25 protein-coding genes are annotated in these 19,291 nt (G+C 69.3%); 10 read left to right on the forward strand and 15 right to left on the reverse strand.

What is annotated here, in order from left to right; genetic code table 11:
* Positions 1–107: 107 nt before the first annotated feature.
* Positions 108–611, reverse strand: a complete 504-nt coding sequence (locus ACFVM3_RS27850; protein ID WP_378442937.1) for an Rv3235 family protein — start codon at positions 609–611, stop codon at positions 108–110.
* 112 nt (positions 612–723) lie between these two features.
* On the opposite strand from ACFVM3_RS27850, the gene ACFVM3_RS27855 reads away from it, so the two are divergent.
* Positions 724–1,128 (forward strand): HAD family hydrolase, encoded by a 405-nt coding sequence (locus ACFVM3_RS27855; protein ID WP_378442938.1) that lies wholly within the window; start codon positions 724–726, stop codon positions 1,126–1,128.
* On the opposite strand, the gene ACFVM3_RS27860 is transcribed toward ACFVM3_RS27855, so the two are convergent.
* On the reverse strand, positions 1,103–1,882 hold the full coding sequence (locus ACFVM3_RS27860; protein ID WP_378442939.1) for a TrmH family RNA methyltransferase: 780 nt from the start codon (positions 1,880–1,882) through the stop codon (positions 1,103–1,105). The two genes, ACFVM3_RS27855 and ACFVM3_RS27860, sit on opposite strands and share 26 nt — an antisense overlap.
* A gap of 34 nt (positions 1,883–1,916) precedes the next feature.
* On the opposite strand from ACFVM3_RS27860, the gene ACFVM3_RS27865 reads away from it, so the two are divergent.
* Positions 1,917–3,323: a wax ester/triacylglycerol synthase family O-acyltransferase gene (locus ACFVM3_RS27865; RefSeq protein WP_378442940.1), complete on the forward strand. Its 1,407-nt coding sequence runs from the start codon at positions 1,917–1,919 to the stop codon at positions 3,321–3,323.
* Positions 3,320–3,811: a DUF6912 family protein gene (locus tag ACFVM3_RS27870; protein ID WP_378442941.1), complete on the forward strand. Its 492-nt coding sequence runs from the start codon at positions 3,320–3,322 to the stop codon at positions 3,809–3,811. Before ACFVM3_RS27865 ends, ACFVM3_RS27870 begins: the two co-directional genes overlap by 4 nt.
* 71 nt (positions 3,812–3,882) lie before the next feature.
* Here the strand turns inward: ACFVM3_RS27870 and ACFVM3_RS27875 are convergent, their stop codons facing one another.
* The 6 genes from ACFVM3_RS27875 to rsgA all read right to left on the reverse strand — a co-directional run bounded on the left by ACFVM3_RS27875 (position 3,883) and on the right by rsgA (position 9,362).
* Positions 3,883–4,767 carry an NAD-dependent epimerase/dehydratase family protein gene (locus ACFVM3_RS27875; RefSeq protein ID WP_378442942.1) on the reverse strand — a complete coding sequence of 295 codons (885 nt, stop codon included), beginning with the start codon at positions 4,765–4,767 and terminating at the stop codon, positions 3,883–3,885.
* Positions 4,768–4,828: 61 nt separating this feature from the next.
* Complete coding sequence (locus ACFVM3_RS27880; protein WP_378442943.1) at positions 4,829–5,623, reverse strand: hypothetical protein; 795 nt, start codon at positions 5,621–5,623, stop codon at positions 4,829–4,831.
* 71 nt (positions 5,624–5,694) lie between these two features.
* Positions 5,695–6,366: a hypothetical protein gene (locus ACFVM3_RS27885; RefSeq protein ID WP_378442944.1), complete on the reverse strand. Its 672-nt coding sequence runs from the start codon at positions 6,364–6,366 to the stop codon at positions 5,695–5,697.
* 141 nt (positions 6,367–6,507) lie between these two features.
* Complete coding sequence (locus tag ACFVM3_RS27890) at positions 6,508–6,945, reverse strand: hypothetical protein (protein WP_378442945.1); 438 nt, start codon at positions 6,943–6,945, stop codon at positions 6,508–6,510.
* A 442-nt stretch (positions 6,946–7,387) separates the two neighbouring features.
* On the reverse strand, positions 7,388–8,290 hold the full coding sequence (locus ACFVM3_RS27895; protein WP_378442946.1) for a hypothetical protein: 903 nt from the start codon (positions 8,288–8,290) through the stop codon (positions 7,388–7,390).
* Between the two features lie 61 nt (positions 8,291–8,351).
* Entirely contained in the window at positions 8,352–9,362 is a 1,011-nt protein-coding gene (gene rsgA, locus ACFVM3_RS27900) for a ribosome small subunit-dependent GTPase A (RefSeq protein ID WP_378442947.1), read from the reverse strand.
* A 101-nt stretch (positions 9,363–9,463) separates the two neighbouring features.
* Here rsgA and ACFVM3_RS27905 point away from each other — a divergent pair, with 101 nt between their 5' ends.
* Positions 9,464–10,222: an SOS response-associated peptidase gene (locus ACFVM3_RS27905; RefSeq protein WP_378442979.1), complete on the forward strand. Its 759-nt coding sequence runs from the start codon at positions 9,464–9,466 to the stop codon at positions 10,220–10,222.
* A complete protein-coding gene (locus ACFVM3_RS27910; protein ID WP_378442948.1) occupies positions 10,219–10,827 on the forward strand; it encodes an alpha/beta family hydrolase in 609 nt (202 codons plus the stop codon). The genes ACFVM3_RS27905 and ACFVM3_RS27910 overlap by 4 nt, the downstream gene beginning before the upstream one ends.
* On the opposite strand, the gene ACFVM3_RS27915 is transcribed toward ACFVM3_RS27910, so the two are convergent.
* Complete coding sequence (locus ACFVM3_RS27915; protein ID WP_378442949.1) at positions 10,777–11,340, reverse strand: hypothetical protein; 564 nt, start codon at positions 11,338–11,340, stop codon at positions 10,777–10,779. The two genes, ACFVM3_RS27910 and ACFVM3_RS27915, sit on opposite strands and share 51 nt — an antisense overlap.
* Positions 11,341–11,481: 141 nt before the next feature.
* Positions 11,482–11,958, reverse strand: coding sequence for a Cys-tRNA(Pro) deacylase (gene ybaK / locus ACFVM3_RS27920; protein WP_378442950.1), 477 nt, complete (start codon positions 11,956–11,958; stop codon positions 11,482–11,484).
* Between the two features lie 190 nt (positions 11,959–12,148).
* Between ybaK and ACFVM3_RS27925 the strand changes: the two genes are divergently transcribed.
* Both ACFVM3_RS27925 and rsrA read left to right on the forward strand, forming a co-directional pair.
* A complete protein-coding gene (locus ACFVM3_RS27925; protein ID WP_378442980.1) occupies positions 12,149–12,787 on the forward strand; it encodes a sigma-70 family RNA polymerase sigma factor in 639 nt (212 codons plus the stop codon).
* Positions 12,784–13,107, forward strand: a complete 324-nt coding sequence (gene rsrA / locus ACFVM3_RS27930; protein ID WP_378442951.1) for a mycothiol system anti-sigma-R factor — start codon at positions 12,784–12,786, stop codon at positions 13,105–13,107. The genes ACFVM3_RS27925 and rsrA overlap by 4 nt, the downstream gene beginning before the upstream one ends.
* Before the next feature lie 69 nt (positions 13,108–13,176).
* Here the strand turns inward: rsrA and ACFVM3_RS27935 are convergent, their stop codons facing one another.
* The gene (locus tag ACFVM3_RS27935) at positions 13,177–13,251 is read right to left on the reverse strand and encodes a 50S ribosomal protein bL37 (protein WP_369299112.1); all 75 of its coding nucleotides are present in this window, start codon (positions 13,249–13,251) and stop codon (positions 13,177–13,179) included.
* A gap of 106 nt (positions 13,252–13,357) precedes the next feature.
* Here ACFVM3_RS27935 and ACFVM3_RS27940 point away from each other — a divergent pair, with 106 nt between their 5' ends.
* Entirely contained in the window at positions 13,358–14,881 is a 1,524-nt protein-coding gene (locus tag ACFVM3_RS27940; RefSeq protein WP_378442952.1) for a sensor histidine kinase, read from the forward strand.
* A gap of 296 nt (positions 14,882–15,177) precedes the next feature.
* On the opposite strand, the gene ACFVM3_RS27945 is transcribed toward ACFVM3_RS27940, so the two are convergent.
* Both ACFVM3_RS27945 and ACFVM3_RS27950 read right to left on the reverse strand, forming a co-directional pair.
* Positions 15,178–15,432 (reverse strand): WhiB family transcriptional regulator, encoded by a 255-nt coding sequence (locus ACFVM3_RS27945; protein WP_007028999.1) that lies wholly within the window; start codon positions 15,430–15,432, stop codon positions 15,178–15,180.
* 273 nt (positions 15,433–15,705) lie between these two features.
* The gene (locus tag ACFVM3_RS27950) at positions 15,706–16,632 is read right to left on the reverse strand and encodes a diacylglycerol/lipid kinase family protein (RefSeq protein ID WP_378442953.1); all 927 of its coding nucleotides are present in this window, start codon (positions 16,630–16,632) and stop codon (positions 15,706–15,708) included.
* Between the two features lie 244 nt (positions 16,633–16,876).
* Between ACFVM3_RS27950 and ACFVM3_RS27955 the strand changes: the two genes are divergently transcribed.
* Positions 16,877–17,416: a hypothetical protein gene (locus ACFVM3_RS27955; protein ID WP_126735734.1), complete on the forward strand. Its 540-nt coding sequence runs from the start codon at positions 16,877–16,879 to the stop codon at positions 17,414–17,416.
* A gap of 116 nt (positions 17,417–17,532) precedes the next feature.
* On the opposite strand, the gene ACFVM3_RS27960 is transcribed toward ACFVM3_RS27955, so the two are convergent.
* Both ACFVM3_RS27960 and ACFVM3_RS27965 read right to left on the reverse strand, forming a co-directional pair.
* Positions 17,533–18,015, reverse strand: a complete 483-nt coding sequence (locus tag ACFVM3_RS27960) for a GNAT family N-acetyltransferase (RefSeq protein ID WP_378442954.1) — start codon at positions 18,013–18,015, stop codon at positions 17,533–17,535.
* A 1-nt stretch (position 18,016) separates the two neighbouring features.
* Positions 18,017–18,610: an acid phosphatase gene (locus ACFVM3_RS27965; RefSeq protein ID WP_378442955.1), complete on the reverse strand. Its 594-nt coding sequence runs from the start codon at positions 18,608–18,610 to the stop codon at positions 18,017–18,019.
* 62 nt (positions 18,611–18,672) lie between these two features.
* On the opposite strand from ACFVM3_RS27965, the gene ACFVM3_RS27970 reads away from it, so the two are divergent.
* Complete coding sequence (locus tag ACFVM3_RS27970; protein ID WP_378442956.1) at positions 18,673–19,143, forward strand: hotdog fold domain-containing protein; 471 nt, start codon at positions 18,673–18,675, stop codon at positions 19,141–19,143.
* The last annotated feature ends 148 nt before the right edge of the window (positions 19,144–19,291 follow it).

The following is a 19,291-nucleotide window of genomic DNA, read 5'->3' on the forward strand; positions in this document are numbered from 1 at the left end:
GCCCCTTCCCTCGGCTCAGCCGAAGGAAGGGGCCTTCACGCGCTTCAGGCCGCGTCGTGCGCTTCACGGCCGTCTGCCGCCCGCCCGCGCAGCGGCCTTCACGCGTATCAGGCCGCGAGCGCTGAGACCCGTCGCGGCGGCTTCAGCAGGTGGAAGCGGGTGCACACCCAGCCCGACGGCGTCCGCTCGAAGCGGGCGGCCAGCGCGAGGCAGCGTCCGTTCTGTTCGACGGTCGCGCAGGCTTCGACGACGCCGTCCGCCGGATGTCCCAGGTGGACCGACTTCGGCCGATAGCCACCCGAGGGACGGCGACGGCCGCGGTCGAGCAGCGCGCTGTGCAGTGCCGGGTCGAGGATCGGCCGCACCTGGACCGCGGGACGGCGACCGTCACAGGCTTCGAGGATGGTGGTCAGCAGCCTGCCGACCTGCCGTCCGTCGGGGGTGTCCGGTCGCGGCCGCGGTTCCTCCACGACGGCTTCGCCGAACAGCGGCAGGTCCAGCACGAGCTGGTTGTCCGGCGCCGCGGCCCGGTGCACCAGGTTGTCCGGCCTGCCGTCGACCCGGTACGGCGGTTCACACGGTTCAAGCCGTCTCAGTACGTACGACTTCATCTGACAGTCCCCCTCCGCGGCCCCCTCGGCCGCGCCCAGCAACTAAGGGGCGGGCGGTGGGCGGAGCCGCGACAAGGACCGCCCGAGAGGATGAACCGGGCGGTGATCGCTTGTGTACGGTGGGCCGGTGTTGAAAGGGCTGGTCATCGACTACGTCGGGGTGCTCACGGACGCCGGCGCGGACGAGCTGTACGCCTTCCTGCGAGCGGTCAGGGAGCGCGGCATCAAAACGGCCTTGCTCTCGAACGCTCCCGGCGCTTCCGATGAGGCCAAACGGTCGCTCGACCCGTTCTTCGACGCGCTCGTCTTCTCCGGCGAGGTGGGCGTGGCCAAACCCGAACGCGAGGTCTACCTGCTCACCGCGGGGCTGCTCGACCTGCCCGCCGACCGGTGCGTGTTCGTCGACGACGCCGCGCACAACGTCCGCGCGGCGGTGGCGGCCGGGATGGCTGGAGTGCACCACACCTCGGTCGAGGAGACGCTGACCGAGCTCAGCGCGTTGTTCCCGCAGCCTTAGCGCGCCGCACCAGCTCGAAGGAAAGCACCGCGGCGGCCGCCGAGACGTTCAGCGACTCGACCTCGCCCGGCATGGGGATCGACACCCATTCCGTCACCAGTTCGCCGACCTCGGCGCCGACGCCGTTCGTCTCCCCGCCCAGCACGAAAGCCGCGCGCTGCGGCAGTTCGACGTCGAACACCGAGCTCCGGGCGGAAGCGCCCAGCGCGAAGATCCCGTAGCCGGCTTCGGTGAGCATTTCGGCCGCCTCGCGCGCGCTGCCGCAGCGCAGCACCGGCGCGCGGAACGCGACCCCGGCCGAAGCCTTGACCACCATCGGATCGAGGGCGGCGACCCCGCGCCGCGGCACCACGACCCCGTCCAGCCCGGCCGCGGTCGCCGTGCGCAGGATCATCCCGACGTTCGCCGGGGTGGTGATGCCGTCGAGCAGCAGCACCCGCGACGGCGGCCTGCCGTCGGACAGGGCCGCGTGCAGGGACCGCATCCGCGGGGCGACGACGTCGGCCAGCACCCCCTGGTCCTGTTTGCCGTTGCCCGCCAGCACTTTGACCCGATGCGCGCTCGCGCGCTGTACCGGCACCCCGGCGGCCTTGGCGGCACGCTGGATCTCGGCGGCGTTCGGCCCTCGCACGGTGTCGGCGAGGATCACCTTGTCCACCTCGAGCGCCGCGTCGTCCAAGGCCTCGAGCACCGGTTTGCGCCCGTACACCGTCAGGAACCGGTCCTTCGGCGAGATCACCGACTCATCACCCACACCGGCGAGTGTCCCACTATGTAAGGATCGGCCCATGCCCGACCGCCTCTCCGCGCTGGACGCCTCGTTCCTGTACGTGGAAGACCACTCGACCCCGATGCACGTCGGCGGGGTGGCGGTCTTCGAGCGGCCGCGCGACGGGTTCACCCACGAGCAGCTGCTGGACCTGATCGGGCAGCGTCTCGCGTTCCTGCCGCGTTACCGGCAGCGGGTGCTGGAGGTGCCGGGGCATCTCGCCCGGCCGGTGTGGGTCGACGACGTCGACTTCGACCTGAACTACCACGTCCGCCGGTCCGCGCTGCCGCAGCCGGGTTCCGACGGTCAGTTGTCCGACCTCGTGGCGCGGCTGATGTCGCGGCGGCTCGACCCGGGAAGGCCGCTCTGGGAGGCGTATTTCGTCGAGGGGCTCGCGGGCGACCGCGTCGCTCTGGTGACCAAGACGCATCAGTCCGTCGTGGACGGGCTAGGCACCATCGAGCTCGGACAGCTGATCCTCGACGGCACCCCGCAGGAGCCGGAACCGTTCGAGGACACCTGGCATCCGCGCCGGGAACCGAGCCGTACGCAGCTGATCCTCGACGCGGTCGCCGAGACCGTGCAGCGGCCGACGGAGCTGGTGGAGAACGTCCGCTCCATCGCCCACGACGCCACCGCGATGGCGGGCAAGGTCACCGAAACGGTCGGTGACGTCGCGTCGGCGCTGAAGACCATGGTGAATCCGGCGCCGTCCGGGCCGCTCAACGTCCGCACCTCGGGCGGCCGCATGTTCGCCGTGGTCCGCACGCGGCTGGAGGATTTCCGCAAGGTCCGCGCCGCGCACGGCGGCACGGTCAACGACGTCGTGCTCGCCGCGATCACCGGCGCGCTGCGGGAATGGCTGCTCTCCCGCGGCTCGAACCTGACCGCGACGACCACCGTGCGCGCGCTGGTGCCGATGGCCGTCCGCGACGCCGAGACGGCCGAATACTCGACGCCGGCGCTGGTCGGGAACCAGGTCGACGCCTATCTGGTGGATCTCCCGGTCGGGGAGCCGAACGCGGTCCTGCGGTTGCAGCACATCGGACACGCGATGGCGGACCACCTCGACTCCGGCCGTTCGGTCGCCGCGCGCGGGCTGCTGACGGTCGGCGGGTTCGCCCCGGCGACGCTGCATTCGCTGGGCGCGCGGGCGGCCGGGTCGATGTCGGGACGCATTTTCAACGTGCTGATCACCAACTCGCCGGGCCCGCAGGTGCCGCTCTACGCGGGACAGGCGAAGATGGTGGAGATGTTCCCGGTCATGCCGCTGGTGCGCAATCAGGCGCTGGCGATCGGGGTCACCTCGTATCACGGGGGTGTCTACTTCGGACTGAACGGCGACCGCAAGGCCGTGTCCGATGTGGACCTGCTCGCCGGGATGATCGAGGAATCGTTGGAAGAGCTGAAGGGTGCGCACTGGTGAGGGTCTATCTACCGGCGACGATCGCGATGCTCCGTGAGCTCGAAACCACCGGCGAGTTCCGGGCGCGGAGTGGCACGGGATTCGCGCTGACCCCGGCGCTGCGGGAGTCCTACGCCAGCGGTTCCGACGAAGAGCTCGAATACGCCGCGCTGCTCGACGCCGCGAGGGCGTCGCTCCGGCTGATCGCGGCCGAGGAGAAGCCCGAGCCGCGGCGCGTGGTGATCTCGGCCGACGTCGAGGAGGTCACGCTGCGCCCGGATCTCGACGCCGCCGTCGTCCGGCTGGCCGGGCCGGTGAAGATCGCCGACGTCGCCGCGATCCACGTCGACGCCGCCGAGGCAGCGGAGGCCGTGCGGGCCGCCGCCGCGGTGATCGACCAGGCCGACCTCGGCGACCCGGACGCGGAGTTCACCCTCGGCGACGCCGAAGACCACGAACTCGCCTGGTACGCGCCTCAAGAGCTCCCGTTCCTGCTCGAACTCCTCTAACCCCGTCCGCGTTCAGTCCTCTGAATGCGGTCCTTGCACGCGCGACTACCGCATTCAGAGGACTGAACGCGTCAGAACCAGGACGGGCCGGGCACCGGGCGCTCGGGGCGCCAGCCGGTCGCTTCGGTGAGCCGGGTCGAGACGACGCGCTGCGAACGCGCCAGCACCGACATCAGGCCCAGCCGGTTCGCCAGCCACTTCGGCAGCGCGCGCGGACGGCGGACACCGGCCGCCGCGGCCATCGCCTCGCCGAGTTCCTGCTTCCGCACCGGATCCGCGGCCAGGTTGTAGACGCCGCTCGGGGCCCGCAGCGCCGCGATCGCGCCCGCCGCCGCGTCGTCCGGATGGATCGCCGCGGTCCAGTCCGTCCGGCGGCCGAAGATCAGCGGCGAACCGCGCCGCGCGGCGGACAGCATCGTCGTGGTCATCGGATCGTCGGCGACCAGGAGCCCGATCCGCAGCCGGATCGCGGTCCGGCCCTCGTCCGCCAGTTCCGCGATGTTCGCGTGCGCCACCGTCGAAGACGCGATGTTGCCGCGCAGTTCGAGGGGCGCGTCCTCGTCCAGTTCCTGATCGCCGCCGTCGGCGTAGACGAACGAAATCCCTTCCTGCACCACGATTCCCACTTCACCGACCCGTCGCACGGCGTCCGACAGGGTCCGGCTGCCGGTGATCCGCACGCGGTCGTTCTCGGCCCAGCCGGACAACGTCATCGCGTGGCGCGCGTCCGGGATGCGGGTCGCGACATTGACCACCGCGTCGTGTCCGTTCAGCGCGCCTGCCAGGGAGTCGACGTCGAACAGCGAACCCTGCACCGGTTTCGCGCCGGTCGCGCGCACCGCCGCGACCCGGTCCACCCCGCGGGCCAGCCCGCTCACCTCGTGGCCTTCGGCCAGCAGCCGCCGCACCAGCGGCCGTCCCAGCATCCCGGTGGCCCCGATCACCATCACTCGCATGTTCGCTCCTCCTGTCCCGCCTTCACGAATCCGACGAGATGGGCGAGCGGAACGTGACGGATCAGCCCGCCGGGATCTCCCCGATCTCCTCCGGCGGCGGCGCCTGGATGTCGGCCTGCATGCCCCATTCGCTGTAGCGCGTGACGATCCGGGCCGTCGCGCTGTCCGGGACACCCGAAGCGGCTAGTACCGGCGCGAGGTCGAGCACGATCCGCACCGGCCGGTGCGTGTCGTCGAGCCAGACCTCCATGGGGATCTTCCCGAGCTTCCCCCGCAGTTCCCCGACGGCCTCGGCCGACAACCCGGCGGGCAGATCACCGCCCAGCGCGGCCAGGTCGACGTCCAGCCGGTAGTGCTCGGTGGGCGTCCCGTCCAGTTCGGCGTGCCCGGATTCGGTGAGCGTGCCCGCCTTCCGTACCCGGTCGAGCGCACGGCCGGGGTCGTTCTGCTTCGCCAGTTGGTCGATGCTGCCGCCGGCGACCTGCGAAAACGGGTCCGCGCCATCGGGGGAGACCTTCACCCAGGGCTTCCCGCCGGGGATGTCCGCGCGGGCGGCTTCGGGGACCTTGGCGAAGACGATCTTGTCGACGAGCCGGAGTTCGAGTGGCTCGCCGAGGAAGTCCGTGGTCATGGCCAGCGCGGTCCCCGTCCCCGCGACCCTCGCCTGTCCCTGGCTCTTCGACCGCATCGTGCTCGCGGTGACCTCGGTGACGAAATTCGCGGCCTTGCCGTCCATGGCGGAGGTTGCTCCGTCGGCGAGCGCGCGGGCGTCGGCGAACGACACGGCTCCGCGGTCGCACGCGCCGAGCAGCGCGCCGACGACGAGCACGACGGTGGACAGGGCCGTTCTCCGCATGAGGACCTGCTTTCAAAGGCGGGCGCCCAAGCGAAACACAGCGGTGGTCCGCACCCCGATCGGGGGACGGCTCAGCGGCTGTCGCCGACCGCTTCGGGCGGCGGCGCGATGATCACCACGTCCGAAGCCCAGCTGTCGTACTTGACCGTGGTCTTGCCGATGGTGACCCGCACCGGGCGCTGCTCGCCGTCCAGCCACAGCTCGGCGGGCGCGCCGCCGAGGTCGAGGGTGTACCGCGTGGCGGCCGTGCCGTCCGCGTCGGCCTGTTCGGACTTGGTGACCTTGCCCGACTTCGAGATCCGGTCGATCGTCCGCGTCGGATCCATCGACTCGACGACGTTCGTCAGCAACGCGCCGTTGGCCGCGGACAGCGAATCCTTGCCGCCGGCGGTGATCTTGACCCATTCCTTGTCGGTCTTGAATTCCTGGACCTGCGTGTCCGACAGGTGGTAGTAGAGGACGCCGTCGGCGAAGATCAGGTCCCGTTTTTCCCCCGCGACGTCGGCGACCATGGAGAACTTGCTGTTCGGGCCCTCGTAGAGCCCGGAGCTGGTGACCAGGACCTTGCGGCCGTCCTCCGCGGTGGTCTCGAGAGCGATCTTGGACGAGCGGGCCTTCTGTGTACCCGCGGCGGCGGCCGAGGCCAGCTGCGCCGCGTCGTTCACCACCGGTTTTTCTTCCCCGGAACAGCCGCCCAGCAGAAGGAGAGCGGTACAGACGACGGCGAATCCGGTGGCACGCATGGGACTCCCTCGGGTGAATGGTCTGTACCACTACCGTAGCGCCTGGCGCGTGAATTTCCACCGTCCGATTGTCTGGGTACGTGAAGGCCCCCTTCATTGCGCCAGACGCAATGAAGGGGGCCTTCACGTACTCGCGGGAGGCTAGCCGCCCGCCTGCTGCATCATTTCGGCGTAGTCGCCCACCTCGGCGGCGGGCGGCGCGGTGACCTCCACCGGCGTGCCCCAGTCGCTGTAGGTGTAGGTCGACTTCGCCTCGCCGGTCTGCGACCCGCCCGCCGACTTCATGAACGAGGTCATGTCCATGGTCATCTTCAGCGGCAACTGTTCGGCGTTGAGCCACAGCTCGGCAGGGAGCAGCAGATCCCTGCCATCGAGCCGCTTCTCGATCTCCGCGCGCTGTTCGGCGGGGACGTCTTCGCCGAGGAACAGGGCGATCTGTTTCCTGGCGTCGAATTCGACGAAGTAGTGGTTCGCCGGGACGCCGTCCAGCCGGGTCTGTTCCGACCTGATGACGCGGCCGGTCTTTTCGACCAGCTCCAGCTGTTTCGCCGGGTCGCCCATCTCGAAGGCCCTCAGCATGGCCTTCCCCATGGCCTTCGCCTGGGGCTCCGCGCTGTTCAGCGGGACCTTCCCCCCACGCCTTGTCCGTCTTGAGCCGGGCCTTCTCCTCCGCGGGCAGCTTGACGAACACGGTCTGGTCCACCAGACGCATCCCGACCGATTCACCGTCGACGGTCATGTTCGCCTCGAGTTTCGAGGCAGGACCGTCGTAGAACGCCTTCACCGTGCCCGTGACCTCTTTGGTCCCGAGCATGCTGTCGATGATCGTCGTGGAGGACTTCGCCTTCTGAGTTCCCTGCTTCGCGGCCTCGACGAGGCCGAGCGCGTCGGTGAACGGGGTGGCCAGCGCGAGTTCGCCGCCGCCCTTGTCCTCGGCCGTCGCGCCGGGGCGGGTGCCGCAGCCCGTGACCACGAGGGTCAGGGCCGCGGCCACCGCGGTCAGCTTGTAGGCAGCACGCGTCTACCGGCCGCCGGCCTTCTTCATCATCTCCGTCAGGTCGCCGACCTGGTCGGCGGGCGGGGCGGTGACCTCCACCGGGCTGCCCCAGTCGGTGTACTTGACCGTGGTCTTGGCGACGCCGTCACCGGGAACGCCCATGGCCTTCATGAACGCGGTCTGGTCCGACACGACCTGCACCGGCAGCTGGTCGGCGTTGAGCCACAGCTCGGTGGGGATGGTGACGTTCTTGCCCTTCAGCTTCGCGTCGAGCTGCTTCTGGACCTCCGCCGGGAACGGGATGCCCACCTCGCCCACGATGAGGGCGATGGCCTTCTCGACCTCGATCTCGACGACGTAGTGGTTGGTGAGCTCGCCGTTCAGCTCGACCTGGTCCGACTTCGTGATCTTGCCGGCTTTCGAGACCTGCTCGAGGGTGCGCGACGGGTCACTGTCCTTGATGGCCTTCGACATCATCTTGCCGAGCATCTGCGAGATGGGGTCCTGGCCGTCGGCGGAGATCTTCACGTACGACTTGTCGGTCTTCATCTCGGCCTTGTCGGACGCGTCGAGCTTGAAGTACAGCGCGCTGTCGACGAAGAGGATGTCCAGCTTCTTGCCGTCGCTGTCCATCGACATCGAGAACTTGGTGTTCTCTCCGTCGTACACGCCCTGTCCGGTCGCCGTTTGCTTCTCGGTGCCGGCGACGCTCTCCATCGTCACCTTCGACGACTTGGCCTTCTTGGTGCTCTCGCGGGTCAGTGCCGCGAGCTGGATCGGGTCGCCGAGCGGCGCCGAAAGCAGGCTCTTCTGCTCGGAAGGAGCAGGAGCGGGGGCAGCCGCGCCGGGCTGCTTCTCGCCACCGCAGGCGGACAGCGCCAGAACGGCGGCCGTCGTGATGGCGGCGAGCATGGTTACGCGCTTCAAGATGACCCCTCAGAAAAAGTTGATCTAATCCGAACGGGTTATCGCGCGAAGCCGGAATTAGTTACCGCTCGTCGTCGTGCCCAGCTCGGGACGCCAGAAGGCGACGCAACGAGGTCAACCGTTCCGGGCTCGCGTGACCCTCGGTGACCACGTCGTCGAGGGCGCAGTCCGGGTCCGAGGGCGGCCCGAGGTGCCCGCACCCGGAGGGGCACTCTTCGGCCGCTTCGGCGAACTCCTCGAACGACAGCACGATGTCGTCGGCGGTCACATGCGCCAGCCCGAAGGAGCGGATGCCCGGCGTGTCGACCACCCAGCCACCGCCGGGCAGGGAGAGTGCGACCGCCGCGACGGACGTGTGCCTGCCCTTGCCGACCGCGCTGACCACGCCGGTCGCCAGTCCGGCGTCCGGCACCAGCCGGTTGACCAAAGTGGACTTCCCGACGCCCGAATGCCCGACCAGCGCGGTGACCCGGTCCTTCAGCCGCCCGGCCAGTTCGTCCGGATGCTCGTCGTGCCGGGTGACCACGGCGGGGATGTCGAGGCCCGCGTAGCCGGCGAGGAGTTCGTCCGGGCTCGCGAGGTCGGCCTTCGTCAGGCACAGGACCGGCTGGAGCCCGCCCGCGTAACAGGCGACGAGGCAACGGTCGATGAATCCGGTGCGCGGCGGGGGATCGGCCAGCGCGGTGACGATCAGCAACTGCTCGGCGTTGGCGACGACCACCCGTTCGAAGGGGTCGGTGTCGTCCGCGGTCCGGCGCAGCACACTGGAACGTTCGTCCACCCGGATGATGCGGGCGAGCGTGTCCGGCTTGCCGCTCACGTCGCCGACGATGCCGACGGTGTCGCCGACGACGACCGGGACCCGGCCCATCTCGCGGGCCCGCATCGCGGTGACGACCCGGTCCGGATCGGAGTCGATCGCGCAGGTCCAGCGGCCGCGGTCCTTGCCGATGACCATCGCCGTGGAGGCGTCCGCGTGCTCGGGGCGGCGTTTGCTGCGCGGTCTGGTGCCCTTGCCGGGACGGATCCGCACGTCGGATTCGTCCAGCTTGCGCCAGTCCTTGCCAGCCAAACCGCCTCCTGCTCTTCGCATACCGCGGAACAATGATCCCATGCTGCTCGCCAACGCATCGGTAGCGTGTAACGATGGCTGTCGATCAGGGAGGTTTTCGCATGTGCGGGCGTTATGCCGCGACCAAGGACCCGGCGGCGCTGATCGACGAGTTCGCCGCGGTGGACCTGACCGAGGGCCGGGTCCGGACCGATCACAACGTGGCGCCGACCAAGGTCGTCCCCACCGTCGTCCAGCGGCATCCGCGTGACGCCGACGGCGCGGTGCTCGAAGACGAGCCCGCCGTGCGGTCGCTGCGGATGATGCGCTGGGGGCTGGTCCCGTTCTGGGCGAAGGACCCGGGCGTCGGCTCGAAGATGATCAACACGCGCGCCGAGACCGCCAAGGAGAAGCCGTCGTTCAAGAAGGCGGTTTCCGCTCGGCGTTGCCTCGTCCCCGCCGACGGCTGGTTCGAGTGGCGGCGTGACGGCAAGGAGAAGCAGCCCTTCTTCATGACCGGACCGGGTGACGAGTCCCTCGCGTTCGCCGGGATCTGGGAGACCTGGCGGCCGAAGGACGACAAAGAGGCCGATCCGCTGATCACCTTCTCGGTGATCACCACCGACTCGGTCGGCAGGCTCACCGACATCCACCACCGCATGCCGCTGCTGATGCCGCGCGAAAAGTGGGACACCTGGCTCGACCCGGATCGGGCCGACGTCACCGACCTGCTCGTCCCGCCCCCGGCGGACCTGGTCGACACGATCGAGCTGCGGCCGGTGTCCAGCCTGGTCAACAACGTCCGCAACAACGGCCCGGAGCTGGTGGACCGCGTCGAACCCGCCGCCGAAAGCTCGCTCTTCGAGCTGCCGAACTCATGACGAAGCTGGAGATCGACACCGCCTACGGCCCCGCGCGGGCCGAGCTGCACTGTGCCGAGGAAGGCATCGCGGTGCTGATGCTCGGCCACGGCGCGGGCGGGGGGATCGGCGCGAAGGACCTGGTCGCGGTCACCCGCGCGGCGCAGGCGGCCGGTGTCCACGTCGCGCTCGTCGAGCAGCCGTACCGGGTGGCGGGCCGCCGGGCGCCCGCTCCCGCCACCCAGCTCGATACCGCCTGGCTTACCGTGGCCGACGAGATCTCCGCGCGCTTCGACGATCTTCCGCTCGTGTTCGGCGGCCGGTCGTCCGGTGCCCGCGTCGCCTGCCGGACCGCCGCGACGGGGCAGGCGGTGGCGGTGCTGTGCCTGGCCTTCCCCGAACACCCGCCGGGGAAGCCGGAGAAATCCCGGCAGGGTGAGCTGGACGCCGTCGAGGTCCCGACCCTGGTGGTGCAGGGTGACCGGGACCCCTTCGGCCTGCCCAAGGCCGGGCCGCATCACGAGATCGTGGTGCTCAAGGGCGACCACAACCTCAGCGCCGACCTCGAAGGCGTGTCACGCGCGGCCGCCGAGTGGCTGGAGCGTGTGCTGCGGCCGCTCACCTGAGAGCCGCCGCCGCGCGTAGTGGACGGTGACGGCCGCCAGCAACGGACCCCAGAGCAGGAGCGGCGCGTAACAGGCCGCCATGACGACGCCGTAGACCGGCGAGTCCTCCCAGCTTCCCGCCGCCATCGAAGAACCGGCCTCCGCCCAGCCGAACAGCCCCTGGACGCCCAGCGCGGTCAGGGCGATCGCCCCCGCGGCGGCCGGGAGGATCGCCGCGAGCGGCGGGATCCGCCGGCCACGCAGTCCGGGAATCCAGCGCGGCCACACCTCACCCCACGGCCGGACGAGCCCGAGGGTGAGGAACGCGAGCGCTTCGGCGAGCAGGCTCAGTCCGAAGACGTAGGCCGTGCCCCAGCCGGGGATGCCGAACTCGTCCAGCCCCTGCGCGGTGAACCCGACCGGGATGCCGAGGCCCATCGCGATCCGCCACAGCCCGGAGGGCAGGGTCGCCAGCAACGTCGCGTGGGCGGCGAGGTTCGCCCACCTCGGCACGTCGGGCACGGTCTTGGTCATTTCGTCGCTCCCGGGGGATCGTCGTTCTCTTGCCGACGACGATTCCCGAGCGGGGGCGCGTGATCTTCCCCCTGCGGTCCGGCTCCACTCCCTCGTGAGGGTGAACCCCATCCCCGCATTCAGAGGACGAAATGCGGGTGGTCAGCCTCCGATCGGGGCGAGCACGGCACCGGTGAGCCGCGCCAGGTCGCCGGGCGCGAGTTCGACCTCCAGCCCGCGCCGCCCGGCCGAGCAATGCACGGTCTCGAACTTCTCCGCCGACGAGTCGAGCACCACCGGCAGCCTGCTCCGGTGCCCGAGCGGCGAGATCCCGCCGAGCACGTAACCCGTCGCGCGCTGCGCGGCGGCGGGATCGGCCATCTTCGCCTTCTTCCCGCCCACGGCGGCCGCCAGCGCCTTCAGATCCAGCTGACCGGTGACCGGGACCACACCGACGGTCAGTTTCCCGTCGACCTCGGCGACCAGTGTCTTGAACACGCGCGCGGGGTCGAGCCCCAGCGCTTCGACGGCTTCGAGGCCGTACGACTCGGCCCGCGGGTCGTGGTCGTAGGCGTGCAGAACGTGCGCCACTTTCTGCTTCGCCAGCAGCGCCGTCGCCGGGGTTCCCTTGCCTGCCATGGGCGGAGTCTACGAGCGCGCCGGGAATGCCCGGCCGGGCCGCACTGTTGGAAGGCACGTGTCCACCACACTCGAAGCTCCCCGAATCCTGATCCCGCACACGCCGGGCGGCCAGGTGATCCGCCCCCGCGTAAACTCGACGACGTCTCATGCGCACAAGCGCATCGACGCCGATCGGGAAGGGAACGGTTTGCCGAGCACGCAGAATCCCGCGCCGGACACGGGCACGGACGCCGAAGAGGCGGCCGCGCGGGCCGAGCGCTTCGAGCGGGACGCGATGCCCCTGCTCGACCAGCTGTACTCGGCCGCCATGCGGATGACCCGGAATCCCGCCGACGCCGAGGACCTCGTCCAGGAGACGTACCTGAAGGCGTACGCGGCCTTCGCGTCTTTCAAGGCGGGCACGAACCTCAAGGCGTGGATGTACCGCATCCTCACGAACACCTACATCAACGGCTATCGCAAGCGTCAGCGCCAGCCGGTGCAGCAGCCCACCGAGGAGATCACCGACTGGCAGATCGCCAAGGCGGAGAGTCACACCTCCAGTGGGCTGCGCTCGGCCGAGGTCGAGGCGATGGACAACCTGCCCGACGCCGACGTCAAGGAAGCGCTGCAGAAGCTGCCCGAGGAGTTCCGCCTCGCGGTCTACCTCGCCGATGTCGAAGGTTTCGCGTACAAGGAGATCGCCGAGATCATGGACACGCCCATCGGCACCGTGATGTCCCGGCTGCACCGCGGCCGCGCCCAGCTCCGTGACCTGCTCGCCGACGTCGCCCGCGAGCGGGGCTTCATCCGCACGGGCAAGCAGCAGGAGGTGGCGGGGCGATGACCGAGGACTACTGCGCCGGCGCGGACGACAAGGTCAGGTGCGAGGAAGCCCTCGCCGACATCTATCTGCTGCTGGACAAGGAGTGCAGCGCCGAGCGCGACGCCGCCCTGCGCAAGCACATCGAGGACTGCCCGCCGTGCCTCGAGGAATACGGCATCGACGAGCACATCAAGCAGCTCCTCGCCCGCAAATGCGGCGGTGACCACGCGCCGGACGACCTCAAGTCCCGGCTGCGGGCCTCGATCCGCCAGACCGTGCAGACCAAGGGCTCGATCACCATCGAGCGCACCGAGGTCAAGATCGAGCAGACCTCCGACTAGCGAGGCTCAGGACACACGAAGGCCCCCGTACCGGATCGGTGCGGGGGCCTTCGCCGTCTGATCGAATGATCAGGAGTTGGGCTTCTTGCCGTGGTTCGCGCCGTTCTTCTTACGGTCGCGACGCTTGCGGGCGCGCTTCGACATGTTTCACTCCTCGTCCGAGTGGCCCTCGCGGGGTGATACGACACCGCTGGGCCAGGGTCAACCTCTCCAGTGTGTCATGCGGCCCTCACCCTGCTTGGATGGGGACGTGTCCACCCTTTCCGATCTGCTCGCGGAGAACACCGGCCTGTCCGGTCAAGCCGCGGACCATCTCCAGACCGTGGTCGCCGAATGGCAGCTGCTGGCCGACCTGTCCTTCGCCGACTTCCTGCTCTGGGTCGCCGTCTCGGAGGAGTTGCAACCCGACGGCGGCGACTACGTGTGCGTCGCCCACGCGCGCCCGACGACCGCGCCGACGGCCCATCCGGAGGACGTCGTCGGCTCCCGGTTCACCGTCGACGAGCATCCGCAGCTGGCCAAGGCGAGCCGCGAGGTGCGGATCTGCCGCGAAGAGGATCCGCACTGGTACCGCGACCTGCCGATGCGCCGCGAGGCCATCCCGGTGGTGTTCGCGGGCACGGTGATCGCCGTCCTCAGCCGCGAGACCAACCTCGCGGCCTCGCGGGTGCCCAGCCCGCTCGAGATCGCGTATCTCGGCAGCGCGGGTGACCTGTGCCAGATGATCGTCGACGGCACGTTCCCCAGCCCGGGGAACCAGACGGACACGCATACGAGCCCGCGGGTCGGCGACGGCCTGATCCGCCTCGACCCGACCGGCACGGTGGTCTTCGCCAGCCCGAACGGGTTGTCGGCCTATCACCGGATGGGGCACGAGTCCGATCTCGTCGGGCAGCGCCTGGCGCCGCTGACCAGGTCGCTCATCCGTGACCCGTTCGACGCGACCGAGGTGTCGCACCGGATCATCGAGGCGCTCGACGGCAAGCCCAGCAGCCGGACGGAGGCGGATTCGCGGCGCGGCGCCGTCGTGCTCTTCCGTGCGCTGCCGCTGCGTCCCGCCGGGCAGCCCGCGGGCGCGCTCGTGCTGGTGCGTGACGTCACCGAGGTGAAGCGCCGTGACCGCGCTCTCCTGTCCAAGGACGCGACCATCCGCGAGATCCACCACCGCGTGAAGAACAACCTGCAGACCGTCGCCGCGCTGTTGCGGCTCCAGTCACGCCGGACCTCCAGTGAGGAGGCGCGGCTCGCGCTCGGCGAGTCCGTGCGCCGGGTCTCGTCGATCGCGATGGTGCACGAGGCGCTGTCCATCTCGGTGGACGAGCGGGTCGACCTCGACAAGCTGCTCGACAACGTCCTCCCGATGGTCGGCGAGGTCGCGACGGCGGAATCGCAGGTCGGGCTCTCACGCACCGGTTCGTTCGGCGTCGTCGTCGCCGAGATCGCGACGCCGTTGGTGATGGTGCTGGCCGAACTCGTCCAGAACGCCATCGAGCACGCGTTCCCCGACGGACGGCCGGGCAAGGTCGAACTCGTGGTGGAGCGCTCCGCCCGCTGGCTCGACGTCGTCATCCGCGACAACGGTCGCGGGCTTCCCTCGGGTTTCTCACTGGAGCGCAGCGACGGCCTCGGGCTCCAGATCGTGCGGACACTGGTGGAGTCGGAGCTGCGCGGATCGCTGTCGATCCGGGGGCTGCGCGGGGAATCCGAAGAGACCGGCGGACGACGGCTGGGAACCGAAGCGGCGCTGCGGATCCCGCTGTCCCGGCGTCTGTAATGGACTGTCGCGTTTGATCGTCCACAAGGGACAGTCTCATCCGGACACGTTTTAGGGCCGGCGCCCGAAGAGAAAGATGGCGCCGGCCCTGTAACGGTTCCGCGGGAGGACTTGGAAAAAGTCCGCTGAAGCCATACCCCCGTGAGGGCGTGTCGGCCTCGCTTGTTAAGCTCAAGTCGGGTACGTGTCACCTCGCAGCGCACGGCCATGCAGCCATTGCACCGCGGGAGTTTCCCGAAGCTTGGGGTCTTGCTCAGTTGTGTGTGATGCGATGAAGCGTGCTGAGTCCGAAAGACTCAGGCGGAGGTACGCGTGCCGATGTGCGTACGACGGCGCTTCAGGGCCCGTCGCTCGTCCTCGCTCATCCCGCCCCAAACGCCTGCGTCCTGCCCGCTGGCCAATGCCCAGGCCAAGCAGTCGGAAGCGACGGTGCAGCGGTGGCACACGGCCTTCGCCTGCGCTACCTGCGACAGAGCAGGACCGCTGGTTCCCACGGGGAAGAACAGCTCGGGGTCCTCGTCTCGGCAGGCCGCGTCGTGGCGCCAGTCCATGTTTCTGAGCTCCTTCATAACGGCGCGGTACTCCGCGCCATAGTCGTCATGGCGGTCGTTTTTTTGGGTGCTTGTGAATGCTTTCACGAAGCACCCGTTTCGACAAGGGTTTTCTGAAGATCGGTGAGTCAGCTCACCCGGCCGAGCGACGCTTCTGACCTGCGGTTTCGTTCCGAAACAGCCTTCCGAAGGGAAGGCCGATGCGGTGAGCGGAGGTTCTGCGTCGATGAGCGGCAGTTCGTACTTTGCCGCAGGCGATCAGCGGTCCGGTCGTCAGACGATTACCGTCAGTGCTTCCGGGACGCTGAAGAACTCCACCCTCTTCCGCTGGCCGACGAGGTCGCCGTCCACCTGGAAGTTTACCGGTTCAGCAGCGTCTATGCGGATCATCGGCAGGTCATCGTGACGAAGGAGACGTCGTCCGCGTTGATCGCTCTTAGTGAGCAATGCCTGCCGTACATGCTTGAACACGGTGGGCAACCCCAGACCGCTCAACGCGAAAAGGCCCAGCCCGGTGTCGAACGAGCTGTCCGGGTTGAGGTGGACAGGACGGTTGCCCAGGTAACTCCACGGATCGGTGTTCGACACGAAAGCGGTCAGCACTTCGGTGGGCTCTTCACCCGGGATCCTGACCGTGAGCGGCGGACGGCCCAGCGGAGGCCGCAGATGCGACACCACCGCGGCCCTCAGGTAGAGCCCGGCGGTGGTCTGCTTGCCCCGGCGTTTGGCCACACGGCCGACGACGTCCGCGTCCCAGCCGAGGCCGGCGTTGAAGGTGAACCAGTGGCCGTCGGCGATCCCGAGTCCGACGTCGCGGCTCCGGTCGTTCTCGATGGCGTTGAGGAGCTGATGGGTCGCTTCCACGGGATCGTGCGCGATGCCCAGCGCCCTGGCGAAGACGTTCGCCGAGCCGCCCGGCACGACACCGAGCATGGGGGCGCCGCCGACCTTCGCCGGATCGCCGTCGGCGTCCGCGAGCAGACCGTTGACCACCTCGTTGACCGTGCCGTCGCCGCCGTGGGCGACCACCAGGTCGATCCCGTCGCGGGCGGCCGACCGGGCCACGGCCATCGCGTGGCCGCGGTAGTCGGTCTCCACGACGTCGAGTTTGACCTGGCTGGCCAGTGCGTGCGCCAGCACGTCACGGCCACCGGCGGTGGTCGAGGTGGCCTGGGGATTCACGACGAGGATGGCACGCACATACCGCAGGGTAAGCCTCTTAGGCCCGAAGAGGGGAGCGTCAGGTGACGCGAAGCTCAATGGCCCGTGCGTCCTCGAAGCAGCACCGTATGGCCTGTGGCGGGCGTCCCTCCTCACTGCCGGCTGGAGACAGCGCGTCGTGACAAGTGCACCCGGGCCGACCGCCCGCTCATCGACGACACCGCCAATTCTTCCCATGCGGCGGCGAGGGGAAACCGGCCGACCGGGTGGCATACGATCGAAAGTGCTCACGTACGGTGACCCGCCCTGGTGGAGTGCCGTGTCCGGAAGCCTGGAAGGCTGTTTCGCCGTGTCCATCGCCGACAAGCTCTCGCCCGCACCCCGTGAAGTCCGCCTCGCCGGGGCCGTCACCGCGCTGCCGGGGCTCGCCCTGATCGTGTTCGCGATCCTGCTCCTGGTCAACGGCCAGGCCGGACCGGAGAACCTGCTGGCCGAGGTCGCCTATTACCTCGTCCTCGCCGCCGGAACGCTGGCCTGCGCGGCCGGTCTGATGATGGGGAAGACGTGGGCGAGGTCGCCCGGCGTGGTCGTCGCGCTGATCCTGGTCGGCGTCGGCTGGTACGGCGCGGGCCCGTCCGGGCAGCCGGTGTGGGGAGTGCCGCTCGCGCTGATCGGCGTCGCCGTCATCGTGCTGCTGTTCCGCCGCCCCTCCCGCGCTTGGGCGCTGGGGATGCAGGAGGGCGAGAGCGAGGAAGAGGCCGCCGAGCGTGACGGCGCCGCGGGTCGCGCGGCGCGTCGCGAACGCGAGGAGCGGGATTCCTGAACTCCGCACTCGCGTGATCAGAGGCGTAACTCGCGTGATTGGAGCCGTATCTTCGAGTGGTGCCTCCAGACACGTGAGTTACGTGTCTGATCACGCGAGTTACGCCTTCGATCTCGCTAAACCTGGGCGGCCAGTGCCTTCAGGGGCTCGTCGGTGAGGCGGTCGACGGTCCATTCGTCCATTGGCACCGCGCCGAGGGACTTGTAGAACCCCTGAGCCGGGTTCCAATTGAGCACCGACCATTCGAGGCGGGCGTAGCCGCGCTCGACGCAGACCGCCGCGAGGGTGGCCAGGAGCGCCTTGCCGAGGCCGGAGCCGCGCTGCTCGGGGCGGACGTAGAGGTCCTCCAGGTAGATGCCGTGCACACCGCGCCAGGTGGAGAAGTTGAGAAACCAGAGCGCGTAGCCGACGATCTCGCCGTCGACCTCGGCGACGTGCCCGAACAGGCCCGGCGCTTCACCGAACAGTGCGACGCGCAGCTGCTCGGGCGTGAGGTGGCATTCGTCCGGGGCGCGTTCGAATTCGGCGAGGTCGTAGACGAGCTGGACGACGGCGTCCACGTCTTCTTCGCGGATGCGCCGGATGCGGTCGTCGCCCATTTCAGTCCTCTGTGGTGGGGAGCAGGTTGAGGTGTTCGATCTGCGGCTCGCCGCGTTCGTCGCCGAGTACCGCGACGCCCGCCGGGTCGAGTCCGAAATGGACGCCCGCGGTGGACGGGAGACCGATCCAGCGCGCGACCAGGACGCGGCTGAAATGCCCGTGGCCGACGAGGATCACGTCACCCTCGCCGAGCGGTCCGCGGACGCGTTCGATCAGCTTGTCCGCGCGGGCGTTGACGTCCTCCGCGCTTTCGCCGCCGGGGATCGGATGCGACCAGACCGTCCATCCGGGAACGGTCTCGCGGATCACCGGCGTGGTGACGCCCTCGTAGTCGCCGTAGTCCCATTCGGCCAGCTCTTCGGTGACCTCGTCGACGCGCAGCCCGGCCAGCTCGGCCGTGCGCAGCGCGCGGGTGCGAGGACTGGAGAGGACGAGCGCCGGGTTGCCGCCGAGCACCGCGCGCAAGGTGCCGCCCGCCGCGCGGGCCTGCCCCTCGCCCGCGGCCGTGAGCGGGATGTCGGTGCGGCCGGTGTGCCGTCCGTTGACGGACCACTCGGTCTGACCATGCCGGAGGAGGAAGAGCCGATGTGCCACGTTGCGAATATAGCCTGCGGTCCGGTTATGCTACTGGTGAGTAACATGATGAGGAGACCGTGATGGCGCAGAATCCGACCTACGCGATGTGGAACCGGCTGGCGGGCAAGCCGATCGGCAAACAGCTGTTCTCGGCGGCGATGTGCCTGCGTGTGCCGTACTTCCGGACGGTGCTCCCGTCGGTGCGCGAGCTGCGTCCCGGCCGGTGCGAGGTGACGTCCCCGAAGTGGTGGGGTGTTTACAACCACATCAAGACTTTTCACGCGATCGCGGCCTGCAACCTCGCCGAGATCGCCATGGGCATGCTCGCCGAGGCGACCGTCCCTACGACGCATCGCTGGCTGCCCAAGGGGATGACGGTCGAATACGTGGCGAAGGCCGAGACGAGCCTGCGCGCGGTCGCCGAACTGCCGGAGTTGCCGGAATTCGGCGACGAGGGTTTCGAACTCCCCGTGCCGGTGACGATCACGGACACGAACGGGAAGACCGTCGTGACCGCGACCATCACCATCTGGGTGACCAAGAAGAAGTAAGCACCATCGCGCCCGGCCCTCGCGGATGCCCTTCGCGTGACCGGACGGCCGACACGCGTGATCAGGCGGACGGCTCGCGTGTCCTGACAGACGACACGCGGCGGACCTCGGCTGCGCGGAGAGTCGGCCGCCGGATCACGCGTGTCGT

Source organism: Amycolatopsis sp. NPDC057786 (assembly GCF_042797905.1).
Lineage (GTDB): Bacteria > Actinomycetota > Actinomycetes > Mycobacteriales > Pseudonocardiaceae > Amycolatopsis.

Coding starts and splice junctions, on each gene's coding strand:
- ACFVM3_RS27850 (WP_378442937.1), bottom strand. CDS start 611: ATGAAGTCGTACGTACTGAGACGGCTTGAACCGTGTGAACCGCCGTAC.
- ACFVM3_RS27865 (WP_378442940.1), top strand. CDS start 1,917: ATGCCCGACCGCCTCTCCGCGCTGGACGCCTCGTTCCTGTACGTGGAA.
- ACFVM3_RS27875 (WP_378442942.1), bottom strand. CDS start 4,767: ATGCGAGTGATGGTGATCGGGGCCACCGGGATGCTGGGACGGCCGCTG.
- ACFVM3_RS27880 (WP_378442943.1), bottom strand. CDS start 5,623: ATGCGGAGAACGGCCCTGTCCACCGTCGTGCTCGTCGTCGGCGCGCTG.
- ACFVM3_RS27885 (WP_378442944.1), bottom strand. CDS start 6,366: ATGCGTGCCACCGGATTCGCCGTCGTCTGTACCGCTCTCCTTCTGCTG.
- ACFVM3_RS27890 (WP_378442945.1), bottom strand. CDS start 6,945: ATGCTGAGGGCCTTCGAGATGGGCGACCCGGCGAAACAGCTGGAGCTG.
- ACFVM3_RS27905 (WP_378442979.1), top strand. CDS start 9,464: ATGTGCGGGCGTTATGCCGCGACCAAGGACCCGGCGGCGCTGATCGAC.
- ACFVM3_RS27910 (WP_378442948.1), top strand. CDS start 10,219: ATGACGAAGCTGGAGATCGACACCGCCTACGGCCCCGCGCGGGCCGAG.
- ACFVM3_RS27915 (WP_378442949.1), bottom strand. CDS start 11,340: ATGACCAAGACCGTGCCCGACGTGCCGAGGTGGGCGAACCTCGCCGCC.
- ybaK (WP_378442950.1), bottom strand. CDS start 11,958: ATGGCAGGCAAGGGAACCCCGGCGACGGCGCTGCTGGCGAAGCAGAAA.
- rsrA (WP_378442951.1), top strand. CDS start 12,784: ATGACCGAGGACTACTGCGCCGGCGCGGACGACAAGGTCAGGTGCGAG.
- ACFVM3_RS27945 (WP_007028999.1), bottom strand. CDS start 15,432: ATGGACTGGCGCCACGACGCGGCCTGCCGAGACGAGGACCCCGAGCTG.
- ACFVM3_RS27960 (WP_378442954.1), bottom strand. CDS start 18,015: ATGGGCGACGACCGCATCCGGCGCATCCGCGAAGAAGACGTGGACGCC.
- ACFVM3_RS27970 (WP_378442956.1), top strand. CDS start 18,673: ATGGCGCAGAATCCGACCTACGCGATGTGGAACCGGCTGGCGGGCAAG.